General features: G+C 47.1%; 17 protein-coding genes. 6 read left to right on the top strand and 11 right to left on the bottom strand.

Annotated features, from left to right (window positions below; translation table 11 throughout):
- The first annotated feature begins 157 nt into the window (after positions 1-157).
- From L3N51_RS07915 to hjc, 3 genes are all read left to right on the top strand, one after another.
- Entirely contained in the window at positions 158-1,546 is a 1,389-nt protein-coding gene (locus L3N51_RS07915) for a selenium-binding family protein (RefSeq protein ID WP_238026566.1), read from the top strand.
- Complete coding sequence (locus L3N51_RS07920) at positions 1,509-2,063, top strand: hypothetical protein (protein ID WP_238026568.1); 555 nt, start codon at positions 1,509-1,511, stop codon at positions 2,061-2,063. Before L3N51_RS07915 ends, L3N51_RS07920 begins: the two co-directional genes overlap by 38 nt.
- A gap of 271 nt (positions 2,064-2,334) precedes the next feature.
- A complete protein-coding gene (gene hjc / locus L3N51_RS07925; RefSeq protein ID WP_238026570.1) occupies positions 2,335-2,754 on the top strand; it encodes a Holliday junction resolvase Hjc in 420 nt (139 codons plus the stop codon).
- Between the two features lie 48 nt (positions 2,755-2,802).
- On the opposite strand, the gene L3N51_RS07930 is transcribed toward hjc, so the two are convergent.
- A complete protein-coding gene (locus L3N51_RS07930; RefSeq protein ID WP_238026572.1) occupies positions 2,803-3,183 on the bottom strand; it encodes a CBS domain-containing protein in 381 nt (126 codons plus the stop codon).
- A 287-nt stretch (positions 3,184-3,470) separates the two neighbouring features.
- Between L3N51_RS07930 and L3N51_RS07935 the strand changes: the two genes are divergently transcribed.
- Entirely contained in the window at positions 3,471-3,995 is a 525-nt protein-coding gene (locus tag L3N51_RS07935) for a PaREP1 family protein (RefSeq protein WP_238026573.1), read from the top strand.
- 145 nt (positions 3,996-4,140) lie between these two features.
- On the opposite strand, the gene L3N51_RS07940 is transcribed toward L3N51_RS07935, so the two are convergent.
- The 4 genes from L3N51_RS07940 to L3N51_RS07955 all read right to left on the bottom strand — a co-directional run bounded on the left by L3N51_RS07940 (position 4,141) and on the right by L3N51_RS07955 (position 6,610).
- Positions 4,141-5,298, bottom strand: coding sequence for an MFS transporter (locus L3N51_RS07940; RefSeq protein ID WP_238026574.1), 1,158 nt, complete (start codon positions 5,296-5,298; stop codon positions 4,141-4,143).
- Positions 5,299-5,524: 226 nt separating this feature from the next.
- Complete coding sequence (locus L3N51_RS07945) at positions 5,525-5,785, bottom strand: hypothetical protein (RefSeq protein ID WP_238026575.1); 261 nt, start codon at positions 5,783-5,785, stop codon at positions 5,525-5,527.
- Between the two features lie 215 nt (positions 5,786-6,000).
- Positions 6,001-6,399 (bottom strand): type II toxin-antitoxin system VapC family toxin, encoded by a 399-nt coding sequence (locus L3N51_RS07950; protein ID WP_238026576.1) that lies wholly within the window; start codon positions 6,397-6,399, stop codon positions 6,001-6,003.
- A complete protein-coding gene (locus L3N51_RS07955) occupies positions 6,386-6,610 on the bottom strand; it encodes an AbrB/MazE/SpoVT family DNA-binding domain-containing protein (RefSeq protein WP_238026577.1) in 225 nt (74 codons plus the stop codon). Before L3N51_RS07955 ends, L3N51_RS07950 begins: the two co-directional genes overlap by 14 nt.
- 211 nt (positions 6,611-6,821) lie before the next feature.
- On the opposite strand from L3N51_RS07955, the gene L3N51_RS07960 reads away from it, so the two are divergent.
- Positions 6,822-7,019, top strand: coding sequence for a hypothetical protein (locus tag L3N51_RS07960; RefSeq protein WP_238026578.1), 198 nt, complete (start codon positions 6,822-6,824; stop codon positions 7,017-7,019).
- 125 nt (positions 7,020-7,144) lie between these two features.
- Here L3N51_RS07960 and L3N51_RS07965 read toward each other — a convergent pair whose 3' ends face one another.
- On the bottom strand, positions 7,145-7,948 hold the full coding sequence (locus tag L3N51_RS07965; protein WP_238026579.1) for a DUF1028 domain-containing protein: 804 nt from the start codon (positions 7,946-7,948) through the stop codon (positions 7,145-7,147).
- Between the two features lie 64 nt (positions 7,949-8,012).
- Between L3N51_RS07965 and proC the strand changes: the two genes are divergently transcribed.
- On the top strand, positions 8,013-8,828 hold the full coding sequence (gene proC, locus L3N51_RS07970; RefSeq protein ID WP_238026581.1) for a pyrroline-5-carboxylate reductase: 816 nt from the start codon (positions 8,013-8,015) through the stop codon (positions 8,826-8,828).
- Here the strand turns inward: proC and L3N51_RS07975 are convergent.
- The 5 genes from L3N51_RS07975 to sixA are packed head-to-tail and all read right to left on the bottom strand — an operon-like array spanning position 8,825 to position 12,426.
- Positions 8,825-9,475: a CHAD domain-containing protein gene (locus L3N51_RS07975; protein WP_238026583.1), complete on the bottom strand. Its 651-nt coding sequence runs from the start codon at positions 9,473-9,475 to the stop codon at positions 8,825-8,827. The genes proC and L3N51_RS07975 overlap by 4 nt on opposite strands.
- Positions 9,438-10,070, bottom strand: a complete 633-nt coding sequence (locus tag L3N51_RS07980; RefSeq protein ID WP_238026585.1) for a dTMP kinase — start codon at positions 10,068-10,070, stop codon at positions 9,438-9,440. The genes L3N51_RS07975 and L3N51_RS07980 overlap by 38 nt, the downstream gene beginning before the upstream one ends.
- Positions 10,052-10,693 (bottom strand): dTMP kinase, encoded by a 642-nt coding sequence (gene tmk, locus L3N51_RS07985; protein WP_238026586.1) that lies wholly within the window; start codon positions 10,691-10,693, stop codon positions 10,052-10,054. Before tmk ends, L3N51_RS07980 begins: the two co-directional genes overlap by 19 nt.
- Entirely contained in the window at positions 10,693-11,955 is a 1,263-nt protein-coding gene (locus tag L3N51_RS07990; RefSeq protein WP_238026587.1) for a Ppx/GppA phosphatase family protein, read from the bottom strand. Before L3N51_RS07990 ends, tmk begins: the two co-directional genes overlap by 1 nt.
- Positions 11,956-12,426, bottom strand: a complete 471-nt coding sequence (sixA, locus tag L3N51_RS07995; RefSeq protein WP_238026588.1) for a phosphohistidine phosphatase SixA — start codon at positions 12,424-12,426, stop codon at positions 11,956-11,958.
- Positions 12,427-12,479: the final 53 nt, after the last annotated feature.

Below are 12,479 nucleotides of genomic sequence, written 5' to 3' on the forward strand. Positions count from 1 at the left end.
CCAGTCTAAAATAAAGCTCTAGTGATTTTTTCATAAACTGAATTTGGGGAGTACCGTTCAGGGCGGGGTAGCTCACCTGTGGAAGACCTAGATGACCTACGAGACTTACATAATTTTATAACATATGTTTATTAGATAACGATTTATACGCTATTTAATGGGAATACTACCACCATTCAGAAGGGATCCAACGTTTTATCCATCCCCCAAGATGGCCATGAACTCTCCACCAGAGGAGTTAGCATACGTAGCGTCGCTTTACACAGGTACCGGGGTTAACAGGCCTGACTTTCTAGCTGTGGTAGATGTAAATCCGAAATCCGATACTTACTCTAGGATTGTTGGTAAAGTGGAAATGCCAAATCTGAACGACGAACTCCATCACTTTGGCTGGAATGCATGCAGTTCTTCCCTCTGCCCTAATGGCAGAACGGACTTGGAAAGAAGGTTCCTAATCGTGCCTGGCCTGAGATCGTCAAGGATCCACATCATAGATATAAAGGATAACCCCAGACAACCCAAGATAGTGAAAGTAGTAGAGCCGCCGGAAGTTACCAAAGTTACGGGTTACACCAGGCTTCACACCGTGCACTGTGGCCCAGATGGTATATACATTAGCGCTTTTGGAAACGAGAAAGGTGAAGGTCCTGGAGGAATACTTTTACTAGATCATTACACCTTTGAACCATTGGGAAAGTGGGAGATAGATAGAGGGGACCAGTATTTCGCGTATGATTTCTGGTGGAACCTCCCTAACGAGATCATGGTAACCAGCGAATGGGCAGTTCCAAACACCATCGAAGATGGTCTAAGGTTGGAACATCTAGAGAAGGGTTACGGTAACAGGATTCACTTCTGGGATTTACGGAGAAGAAAAAGAATAGGTTCCATAACCCTAGGCGAGGAAAACAGGATGGCATTGGAGTTGAGACCTCTCCACGATCCCACTAAGTTAATGGGGTTCATAAACATGGTAGTAAGCCTTAAGGATCTGAGTAGCTCCATCTGGCTTTGGTATTTCGAAGACGAAAAGTGGAACGCCGAGAAGGTGATTGAAATACCAGCTGAACCTAGCGAGGGATTACCCGAGATAATCAAACAATTTAAAGCAGTACCGCCCCTAGTTACTGACATCGATGTGTCGTTGGACGACAGGTTCTTGTATGTAAGTATGTGGGGTATAGGAGAGGTTAGACAGTACGACGTAAGCGATCCGTTTAGGCCTAGACTAACGGGGAAGGTTGAGCTGGGAGGAATCCTTCATAGGGCTGATCACCCCTCAGGCTTCAGGTTAACAGGAGGGCCGCAGATGCTTGAGGTGAGCAGGGACGGAAGGAGAATATATGTAACGAACTCCTTATATAGTACATGGGATAATCAGTTCTATCCAGAAGGGTTAAAGGGTTGGATGGTAAAGATTAATTCCAACCCGGATGGTGGACTAAATGTAGACAAGGAATTTTTAGTAGATTTCGGAGAAGCAAGAGCCCATCAGGTGAGACTTAAGGGTGGAGATGCTTCCTCTGATTCCTATTGTTATTCTTAGCGTTATCGAGGGGATGGATCCTAGAAGGGGTCTCCTTTTTTCATTCTTCTTTACCTCTTTTGGAAGGAAGGAACTCGGGTTAATACTACCCCTCCTCATCACGTTACTTTATTACTTAGTGGGCGTCGTCCCCATAGTCCTAGTACCCCTCGATACGAATGTTATAAGATACGTAATTATCTATCTGCTTATCCTTCATTCTATCGTAAAGGTTATCATGGGAAGGGTTCTACATTATTCTGGTGGCTTTAGACCATCGTTATTAGAAGTGTGTAAATGGGTTATTATTAATTCTGTAACACAGATGAGTTTTATACTGCCCATGGGTATTTATGCGGTGAACGTTATTGGCATAATAGTTTTCTTGGCAATCTCGGTTACGATCAAGGAGTTAATGGCGATTCTATGTCGTAAGAGTTCTAAACTATTGTTAACGGTTACCTCGTATAATTTTGATTACTTGTATATTGCAGGTATAGCGGGCTTGATTATCGGGATAGTACTGAGCATGTCTTGAACTTTCTCAGGAGGAGATCGACACGTAATATTCAAGACAGGCATCGATACAGGCCTAGATTGCGGTAATGGAAAGAATTCAAGTTACAAAACACATACTAAACCATAGGCAAGCTCCAAGTTAATCGTGCTGAGAAAGTATAGTGAGAAGTTTGTGTGGCCAGCTCAAGTCTTTAGTGAGATCTGGAAGAGTTAAAAACTAAGTTATATGTGGAATTTGATGACGTATAAAACCCTCTCGCTTTTTTACTCTACTCCTCAACACACTATCCATGAATAAGGACGTTGGAAGAAACGCTGAGAGGGAACTTGTGTTAATTTTCAGGGAAGCTGGATTCAATGCGGTGAGAATACCCACATCCAACTCATCGAGCAACCCCTTACCTGACTTGTTCGCGACCAAGGGGGACCTTCTCATAGCAGTGGAGGCGAAGAGTACATGGGAGAAAAAAGTCAAGGTAAGATCTCTTCAGGTGGAAAAATTGCTTAGCTTTTTAACAATGTTTCCAATGAAAGGTATCCCCATCATAGCTGTAAAATTTAAGGGTATTAGGGAATGGAGATATCTGGTGGTGGAGGGGCCAGGTGATATTGTTGTGGATATTTCTAATTCGCGTCCTCTAGACGAATTACTCAAGGTAGCCTTCATCATTGATGGTCCAGTTCATGAGCAGGGAGAAGTGGAACCCTGATCGAACTTGTTCTCAAAAAGTGCTACTTTCAAAAATTTTGATTTGCCTTTACTGCACAAGAGCTCTTTTCTGTATTGTGTAAAGCACGTCGCCCAGGGTAATGACACCCTCCACCTTCCTTCCCCTCATTACCACAACACAATCTAGCTTGTTCTTAACAATCAATGTTAGCAAGTCCAGATAGTCCTCATTACCTGAAACCGTGATTACGTTTGCGCTCATTATCTCCTTCACCTGAACGTCATGACCCATGGAAAGGGCTCTCTCTATCTTCTCCCTGGTAACACTTCCAACTATTCCCTTCTCCCCGGTGACAAGGGCAACCCGCTTATCTTCGCTCTTCATGAGTCTCAATACATCAGAGGCCAACGCGACCTCTCTCACCATGATGGGCTTAGTGATCCTCACGTAACTGCTTTCTGAGACCATATCTAATTATCGTAATATCCCATTAAAGCTATTTCCCACTCTATTTGCGTAAAAATTAAACGAAGATTAAAATCGTTAAAGGATTTCCCTTTAAATAGATGTATAAAGTTCTCATTATAGAAAAAGACATATAGAACTATAATGATGGTTTTCAGCTTTTTTGACAGTCCAGGACAAATGATATATAATCTACGTCGCAATTTAAGGATTTCTGCGTCTGAATGCAGAACCAGGGAATTTAGCAGTTAAGTGATAGCTTATTAACAATCTCGAATAAACTTTGTACAATGGAGAAGGATTTAGTCAAAGTTGACAGAGACTACGTTATTGCTAGGCTCATCGAAACTCTTGATGATTTAATATTAGCTGTTGAACTTTGGAACAGGGGATTTACAAGAAATTCAGCTGGCAAAGTGTTTAGCTCAGTGAAGGCCCTTCTATCAGCTCTTGTTACAAGATATCAGGAGAGGCTACTGGGTACTATCAACGATGCAGAAGAGGCTGAATTGATCAGGAAGAAGGCATATGTAGTTCCTACACATGCAATGAGAGGGATAGCAATGCTACTGAATAGGATAGGTATAGACGTTGAGAAAGTAGCCAATCTAGCATATTTGCTTCACGAATACCAGTATAACGGATTTGAGCCCGGTTTTTCCTCCTACTCCAGAAAACGGGAAGTATTGAGGGACATAAGTGCTGTAATTTCCTCGATACCATCATTGGTGGAGAAGTACTTCCCTGAGGAGGCTAGGCTACCTGAAGTCATGGAATTACTCGTGAAGTTGAAGGAGGTAAAAATGAAAGAATGAATCCATCGTAGAGTTGGGCTCTCTTGACATGAAGTTTTACCTCAAGGTTGTTAAGGCTCAAGCTTATCTTGGTATCACGTTTTCCACGCAATGAACTTTACATCAATTCTCATGTTCTCTATGGTGGGTCCACCTTGATGCTTCACTAGCTGTTTTGGGATTTGAAGTGAGAAACGTCTCTCCCTAGGATGCGACTCAGGATTATCAGTGAAGCTATTCCTATGATACAACCTGTGTCAAGCCCCAGCATGGAAAGCGTGAAGTTTCCTGAAAGGTAAAGGATGAAACCAATGAAAACCGGTGCTATCATCGTGCCTACCTGAGAAACCGCATTCGCGTAACCTATGGAGGTTGCAGCGCTCCCACTTCCAGCTATCTTCATGATGAGGGAGTCGGTGGGAGGTCTGTAGGAGAACGAGAACATTCCCAGGAAGAATGCCTCCATAATTACAATCAGGTCAGGGGAGTACACAATGGATAGGCTCACGAACATGAACCCCACTAGACTGAGAAGGATGAGGCCCATGTCCCCCATTCTCTTGACGGCCCTCTCCACTGAGATTATTCCAACTAGCTGGCCTAAACCAAAGAGACCAAGGAAAATTGTGGATAGAGCGGTGGGAAAGTGCCTGTATAACACGAGCATGGAGAATATCCAAGTGGTCGTACCCCACGTCGCCCAGAGTTCACCGAGCCTTAGAAGCGTAGCAAGGAATATCTCCTTTCTGAGAATCACCCTGAACGATCTCTTGATCTCACTTGACTCGATCCTCATTCTCAGAGAAAGAGCAAGCCCCGCAAATACCAGGAACATCACCGTCATTCCCAGAAAGAAAAACCTCCAGTAGTTAAGCAAGAGGCCGGTTATCAGGCTCAGGATCAGGATTGTAACCGGGGAAGCACTCTCCAGTAGGCCAACGTAAAAGGTTAGTCTTTCATCCCTGCTATGAAGTACCGATATGATCTTCATTGCCGAGGGAAAGATGGCCGATGCAATAAGTCCCTCCAACAAGTAAATTCCAAGGAGGATAGGGTAATTCACGTAAAAGAAAAGGATCAGATTTAGGATCGCCAGAGGGAGAGAAGAGGTAAACATAGAAGTTACCGGACCCACCTTATCAATTACCAGTCCCCATGGAATTGATGAAGCAACGTAACCCACGTAAAAGAAGGTTGCCACGAGTCCCATCTGCACAGGGTTCAGGTGAAGAAGCCTGGAGATGGGGACAACTATTACTCCCCAGCTCAGCCTAACCGTGAGTTGCAGAAAGGTACCAAACCATCCTACCACCGTCCCTTTCATAACTAGTGGGATGATCCAGTGAAATTAAAAGTTTGCCTCGAACCAGGATCCGGCTTATGCAATGAAAACGTTATAAACATTCGGAAAACCTCGCCCCTCAGGGGTAGCTCACTTAGTGCTTCCATCCATATCTCTGTCCAATGACGAGACTTCAAGTGTATACTGCAGGTTACCTGTCTAAATCCCAGCTACACGAACACGAAATGCTAACCAGGGTCCATGTTCTCTAGTCCTCAACTTTCCTACGCTCAGTTCCAGTGAGCCCCACACATACGTCGCTTAATGAGTAAACCCTTGATCTCGTATCGCCCAAACATGGTTCTACGCTGAGTAAATCCGCATCTCTCAATATCCTTAAAGCTTCCCTTAGTGTTCTCTCAGGCATGTAGGTCTCTGTCTTCAATTCCTGAAAGGTAGCCTTACCCTTCAGCTCGAGTATCTTATAAACCAATTTTGCAGAGCAAGGAAGATCCTCTATCTTGGGCATATATCTCGTTTATATTGCAATCTTTTAACTTTTCCTTCTAAACGCAGGTTTCCCCATTTCTAAAATTTCCCTAATTCAATTCAGAATCTGATTTTACGATGAATCGTAAATTTTTAAACCTAGCCACGAAGCTGAATACCAATCAACCAGTCTCTCAGGCCACTGCTGATGTCAGTGCTGGTAACTCTTCCAACGATTCAGCCAAATTATGTTCGTTATCTCACAGCACAGGGATCAACTCTCCCGTACATGTCAAAGTCCCTATCGGCTGAGATTATTTTTGCGTTCAGAATATGGGAGATATAAACATGAATAGCGTCATATGGACTGAGTTCAGGAGATAGTGCCTGAATCACATCTTCAGGTTTTACATCAATAATTTTCATGGGTAATGACATCAACGCCACTAGCTCATCTCTGGCTACCTGTATACTTTTAAAATATTTGAAAATTGCATTTGCAACTTCTAACAGGACTATGGTGTCAATGTATGCCTCAATTTCCCTTCTGTACACCTTCTCAACTATGCTTCGGCAACACTTTCCATAGTTCCTGTCTCCTACGCGCGCGTAAAAGAAAACGTTGCTGTCCAGGAAATACCTATCCCTCTGCAAGCTCATCTACCTTTTCTGGAGGTATTTCCACCCCGCTATCTTCTCCTATGAGCAACGGGAGGGGATCCTTAACTCTTTTCACCTTCCTCTTGATCAGAATTTCGTTGTCATTGAGCACTTGGACCTCCACCTCCTCTCCAGGCTTTATGCCTATTCTCTCGCGCACCTCCCGCGGTATGGTAACCTGAAATTTATCTGTTACCTTCACCATGAGGTAGTATACGTATACGTCATATATAAACAGAACTGTTACTAGTTTCTCCTGTGATGGTCATTGGACGATTTAAAAGTCAAGGGGAGTCCAATGAACGCGTTAGACGGTGTTGATAGCCTACACGTTGATTAACCCCTTCAGTGTGACGCTTCTCCTCGCATCTTACCTGTAATATGGACTGTTTGGTAACGCCCTATGGTCCATGGCTATGGCCTCGCTTAACAAGTACGTAAGTGATCCCAGCAGATCAGGTTTGGCCACTTCCATGTTTAGTGTGGTATCCAACCTTGGGGTAGCACTTATTCCAGGTTACCTTGGCGGTTTATTCGCAGGTGGTGGAGAGGCAGGGTTAACGTGTGTGGGGATAGTTGAACTGCTGGCTTTCATCCTTTCCTTTTTCATTTAAGAGAAGTTTTTGGGGTCAAGTTAGCTGGCTTGGTGAGATATAAGTTGATTAAAAAAGAACTGGATTACGCCTAGCTTTATGTAAATAAGGTCAGGGTACGTAAAAACTGGCCCCTTTGAAACTGTCTACTCAAGTCCGCCTCTCCTCAAGAGCTCCTTGAGCACCTTAACATCAATCCTGTCACCTGTATAGTTATTCTCGTAATTGTTCTCCTCAACCCATGTTCTCAGGTCGCTGTAGCCGAGCCTTCTCAAGGCCTCCTCTATCTCCTTAACGTGATCCTTCACGCTCACCAGTTCGTCCCTCATGAACGTGGACTCCCACATGTTCACCAGGTCCTCCAGTTTCCTGAGGGGTTCTGGATCATCATCTACCCTCAGGTCCACATACCTTCCCACCGCCATGGGTCCAGTCTCCTCATCGCTGGCCTTTACCACAAGGATCGCAGCGCTCTGCTTTCCTCTCCTATCTCCACCCCTCGCCTCCCCGGCCTTCAATGCATCAAGCAGTCTCCTGTGTATGGGACCCCTCGACTCGGCGACCCTCGCCATAGCCTCCAGAACATCCTCTCCCGCAAGGATGTTCCCCTGGACTGTGAAGTAAGTTCCAACGATGTTCCCCGCGTACTCGTGACACTGTGCCCCGGTGAAGGCGAAGGAGCCACCCCTGGAGTCCACAACCCCCAGCTGTCTGACCTCCCTCCTGGGATCGGATTCGGTGAGTCTCCTCACCACTTCCTTCGCGTCATATTTCTCCAGGAGGGATAGTCCCTCCGGTCCATACCTGGTGTTGGCAAAGGCCTGAGTCGCTATGGCACCTACACCCGGTTTAGCCCAGGGAACCACTGACCCTACAGCGAGATACTTACTCGCAACTCCAACTCCCCAGGCTTCAAGATTTGGATCGTAGAGGACTATGGAAAATGTCATGTGATTTATCTGATTCTCAAGTTAAAAAGAGAGTTCTTTTAATCAGGAAGGTTAAACATGATCCATGAAAACTCTCTGCGTACTGGGCGCTGGAACCATCGGTTCCTTTCTGGTAAAGGCAGGTCTTTCCCAGGGTTATCGGGTAATAGCTACAGGTCGTTCGGAGAGAACTCTACTCAGGGTGAAGAGTCTAGGGGTGGAGGCAACGAATGACAATGCCTATGCAGTGAGGGACAGCGAGATAGTGTTGATAAGTGTGAAGCCTCAGCACTTTCCGGAGCTGGCGACTTCAATTCCAAGGGGGTTGTGGAAGGGTAAACTCGTGATATCAGTTATGGCGGGCGTGAGGCTGGATACCTTACGAAAGGTTATGGTAGATGCTCAGGTCTTCAGGGCAATGCCAAACGTGAACGCAGTGGTGAACATGTCTACCACCGCAATTACAGGAGAGGGGCCAGGGAGGGAACTAGTGGATTCCCTCTTCAGGTCCATTGGCGTCACGTACTGGGTGAATGAGGACATGATGGATGTATGGACTGCACTTGTAGGAAGCGGGCCTGCCTTCGTCTCAGAGATTGTGGATGGTCTGGTTCTAGGTGCAGTCTCCTCTGGGATGCCCAGGGACCTGGCTTATTCCGCGGTTCTGGACGTGTTGAAGGGAACAGCCGAGAACCTCAAGAATCATAAGGGACATCCTGTGGAGGTTAGGGATAACGTCACGACCCCGGCTGGAACCACCATCAGGGGTTTAAAGGCCATGGAGGAGAGAGGGGTAAAGGCTGCACTTATAGAGACTGTGGAGAGTTCCAGCAGAAGGGCATCTGAACTGGGAAAGCTCATAGACGAGAGAATTAGAAGGGAACTGCTTGGGGATAGTTAATACTCCGACAGCTTCTGCTTCACATGTCTGAACTCGTGGTCCGAGAGCAGGATCTCCCTTATCTCCTTTCTCCCAGCTTCCTTCATCTTGGAAATATCCAGGCTCAAGCTTGGAAGCCTCCCCTGGCATATCTCTTGAGCTATCCTGTCCCTTTCGTTACCCATGACCTTGACAACTTCCTTGAGTGAGTCGTTATATATTCCTAGACTTTCCCCAAGGAATCTTGCCCTTCTCAGCAATTTCCTCACTCCATGAAAATCGTTCATGAAGGGAAGGTCGTTGTAAAGCCTAACCAGGTTCTCCATTACCAGAAATCTGGATCCGTAAAGTCTGGGCAATCTCCTGAGTCCCTGCAATCTCACGTTTGCCCTTCTCAGCATCTCATCCCTGTCCACTCTGGGACATCCATGAACATCGTAATCCCTCACCCTGCCCAGTAACTTCAGGATCTGCCTGGAGTTGTCCAGCAGGTCAAAGTCCAGGTGAAGCGGGTATAGGGCCTCCACAACTACTGTGTACTTTCTCAGTTCTACCCTGGCATCGTGAACCTGTTTTGGTGAACTCCCCACTATTCTTCTGAACTCACCCAGCCTCTCGTTGGCGTAATCCTCAGGCCTTCTCAATTCGCTCCCCAACAAGGTTAGCAATTTCAGCCTTCACCACCTCGAAGCTTCTAGACGTGTCCACTATTACACCATCCTGCATCACTTTCCTGAGGTTATCTTGGAAGGTGTTGAGGTAGGTCTCGTAGGACGAGAAGAGTTCCCCATTTATGCAGATGTCTATCCCTGAGCTCAGGGGATCCAGGACCCCCTTCTTTCTGAGAATTCTCCTCATTATCTCTCTGGGAGTGGACACAAGCCCCAGCGACAGGTTAGCCACGGGCAGTGCACTTAACACGTAATTCATCCAGTCCTCCTCAAGTCCCCTCGTGAGTCCCCATACCTTCAGTGTTGAGGTGTATCCATCGGCAATTGCCAGGAACCCAGCCTTAACCATGGGCTTCACCTCATTCTCGATCTGGTCAGCCAGGTCAGTGACGTAGGCCAGGAACAGGGTCCTCCTCTGGAACACTATATCCCTCTTCTTCTTGGCTATGGGCTCTCCCATCAACCTGGACATCCCAAGCCCAAAGGTCACCACTCCATACCCCTGTTCCTCGAGGTATGCCTTCAGGGAGCTCACGTGATAGGTCCTCCCCGAGCCCTCAGATCCCTCAAGCGCTATGATCTTTCCTTCCATAGCAGTTCACCCACCTTTCTCCTGATGTCCATCTGGATCTCCCTTGGGGACCTGTTCCCCTCAAGAACCACGAACCCCTCCTCCTCCGCCAACTTGTCGTATATCTCCAAGATCATTCCCTGATACTTGAGGAACCCCTCCTCGGGGTCCAGATCAGGAAAGACGTCGGCCCCTGCCTCCTGAGGCTTTATCCCCCTCTTGCTCTCCTTGAGGCGGGATAGGGCAACCTCAGGAGTCACCCTGATGAAGAAGGTTACGTCGGGTTTGGGTGCGTAGGAGTAAAGTTTCTTCACCCACTCCAGGCTCACTCCCCTCACTGAATCCCTAGCGTAAGCCGTGTAGTAATACCTGTCTGAGACCACCACGAAACCTGTGCGATACATGGGTAAAATCAACCTCTCGTACCTGTCAGCAAAGTCCGTTGCATGTATCAGGCTAAAGGTCAGGGGAGTGAGCAGGTTCTTCTTCTTTGCCTCCTTTATCACCTCGTGGATCCAGTCACTGGAGTTCCACTCCGTGAGATATGCGTCAACCCTGGAGTCAAGCCAGTCCTTGAGAAGTTTAGCCTGGCTGGACTTCCCGGACCCATCTATTCCCTCAAATGCTATGATTGACCCCTTCATCAGAAAACACCCAGGGGATACCTCTTGTTCACCGTCTTTACCACCTTTGATATCTCCGACACCTTTTCTACCTTTCCCTCAATGCCAAGCTTGGTGAAATCCTTTTTCCTCAACTTCTTGGTAACTCCCCTGCAGATGAGGGCGACGTAAGCCAGATCCCTCTTCATGAACCCAGGGAAAAGCGATTCCAGCAGATACTGATAACAGGCGGAGAAAGGATCCTCCCATCCCGACTCCATGAATACGTGGGCTAGGAATGAGGCAACTCCTGCCAGTTCACTGCCTGTCAATTTCTCTGCCTCTAGGGAAAGGTCAAAGGGTGGCCTGATTCCCATGAAATTTGAAAATGCTTCAAGCCAGTTATCCCTCAGTCTGGAAAGGGACAATTCCTCTCCCTTCATTACCCTGCCCTCTCTCATCCCGAACTCAGAGATGGTAAGGGTTGGTGCATCAAAGAGGTTAAGCAATTCCTCCATGACCAGGATTGCCGATTTCACCGTTACTGCCCTCTCCTGACCAATGCCCGGAAGCTCTCCGATCTCCTTTTCGTTCATGGACCAGAAGGTCTTGTTGAGTGACCTTATCTGGGATGAGGGAATCTGAAATCCATGTACGTGCCTGAACTTCACTCCACCCATCTTCATGAGGAACCTACCAATTGACCTGACGTTTCCTCCAGAGCCCACAACCGTGGGAGGCAACCAGCTGGGTAAGGTGTAAAGGTAGTTCCGCACCTCCTTTCTTATGCTCTCCTCGTTCTTGAAAACCTTGGTTAGTCTCAGTGCACCCAGGGGAAAGTGGTAAACCTTTCCCATTTCCCTTCCCTTCACGTAGACCAGCTCAAGGGAACCACCTCCCAGTTCAAAAACTACCCCGTCCGTGAACGGGAGGGAATTTATGGACCCAAGGGCAGCAAGTCTTCCCTCCTCCTCACCAGGGATGATCTGTATCTCGTGACCCAGCGACTTGGAAAGTCTCTTCGCCACTTCCTCCCCATTCTTGGCCAGCCTGAAGGCGCTAGTTCCCAGAGGGTAGACCCTCTCCACTCCTCTCCTTTCCAGGACTGACCTGAACTTGGACAGAACATTCTCGGCCTCAACAATTCTTTCCTCCTTGATCTCTCCTCCCTCATCGACACCGTCCCCCAGTCTGGTGAAGTCCTTCATACTGCCTACTGTCCTAAAGGAGTTGGGAGAAAGTCTCTGGAAAACGGAAAGCCTAATGGAGTTGTAGCCCAGGTCTATGACTCCAACTTCCTCCATTTAGATCAGCTTCATGACCTTTTGGGTTAGAAGCAACTCCAGTTTGGACCTGTTCTCAGTTGCGTCTATCTCCACCACCGCTACTCCTCCTCTCTTGATCTCCACTTCGGCAGAGGTAAGGGCTTTCACCAGCTTAGATAGGTGAGGTTCGTGGCCCACTATAAGGACTATGCCCTGCATTCCCTTGAGCTTCTCTGCCAGCGTTGACGGATCCTTATCTGGAAGGAGATCCTCTACAGTTTCGGCCTTCATGTCCAGCCCCATCTCGTCCAGGATAACCTCAGCCGACTGAACTGCCCTCAGCAAGGGACTTACCATTATCTGAGTTGGTTCATATCCCATCTCCTCTAGAAAGTTTGCCACCCTCCTCATCTGCTTAACTCCCTTCTTTACAAGTTTCCTATCTTGATCTGATATACCCTCAGTTTGGGGTTCGCTTTCACCATGTCTTACAATTAGTATGGTTGTCATGTGAAGATTGGGACAAGCCTGTATAAAAGCGTTTTTCGCAGGTGTATGGATAA

The organism is Metallosphaera javensis (ex Hofmann et al. 2022) (assembly GCF_022064045.1).
GTDB lineage: Archaea > Thermoproteota > Thermoprotei_A > Sulfolobales > Sulfolobaceae > Metallosphaera > Metallosphaera javensis.

Excerpts from the sequence above, each read along its gene's own strand:
- L3N51_RS07945 (WP_238026575.1), bottom strand. The coding sequence starts at position 5,785 with ATGCCCAAGATAGAGGATCTTCCTTGCTCTGCAAAATTGGTTTATAAG.
- L3N51_RS07990 (WP_238026587.1), bottom strand. The coding sequence starts at position 11,955 with ATGGAGGAAGTTGGAGTCATAGACCTGGGCTACAACTCCATTAGGCTT.
- tmk (WP_238026586.1), bottom strand. The coding sequence starts at position 10,693 with ATGAAGGGGTCAATCATAGCATTTGAGGGAATAGATGGGTCCGGGAAG.
- proC (WP_238026581.1), top strand. The coding sequence starts at position 8,013 with ATGAAAACTCTCTGCGTACTGGGCGCTGGAACCATCGGTTCCTTTCTG.
- L3N51_RS07960 (WP_238026578.1), top strand. The coding sequence starts at position 6,822 with ATGGCCTCGCTTAACAAGTACGTAAGTGATCCCAGCAGATCAGGTTTG.
- L3N51_RS07940 (WP_238026574.1), bottom strand. The coding sequence starts at position 5,298 with ATGAAAGGGACGGTGGTAGGATGGTTTGGTACCTTTCTGCAACTCACG.
- L3N51_RS07980 (WP_238026585.1), bottom strand. The coding sequence starts at position 10,070 with ATGGAAGGAAAGATCATAGCGCTTGAGGGATCTGAGGGCTCGGGGAGG.
- hjc (WP_238026570.1), top strand. The coding sequence starts at position 2,335 with ATGAATAAGGACGTTGGAAGAAACGCTGAGAGGGAACTTGTGTTAATT.
- L3N51_RS07915 (WP_238026566.1), top strand. The coding sequence starts at position 158 with ATGGGAATACTACCACCATTCAGAAGGGATCCAACGTTTTATCCATCC.
- L3N51_RS07930 (WP_238026572.1), bottom strand. The coding sequence starts at position 3,183 with ATGGTCTCAGAAAGCAGTTACGTGAGGATCACTAAGCCCATCATGGTG.
- L3N51_RS07935 (WP_238026573.1), top strand. The coding sequence starts at position 3,471 with ATGGAGAAGGATTTAGTCAAAGTTGACAGAGACTACGTTATTGCTAGG.
- L3N51_RS07955 (WP_238026577.1), bottom strand. The coding sequence starts at position 6,610 with ATGGTGAAGGTAACAGATAAATTTCAGGTTACCATACCGCGGGAGGTG.
- L3N51_RS07965 (WP_238026579.1), bottom strand. The coding sequence starts at position 7,948 with ATGACATTTTCCATAGTCCTCTACGATCCAAATCTTGAAGCCTGGGGA.
- sixA (WP_238026588.1), bottom strand. The coding sequence starts at position 12,426 with ATGACAACCATACTAATTGTAAGACATGGTGAAAGCGAACCCCAAACT.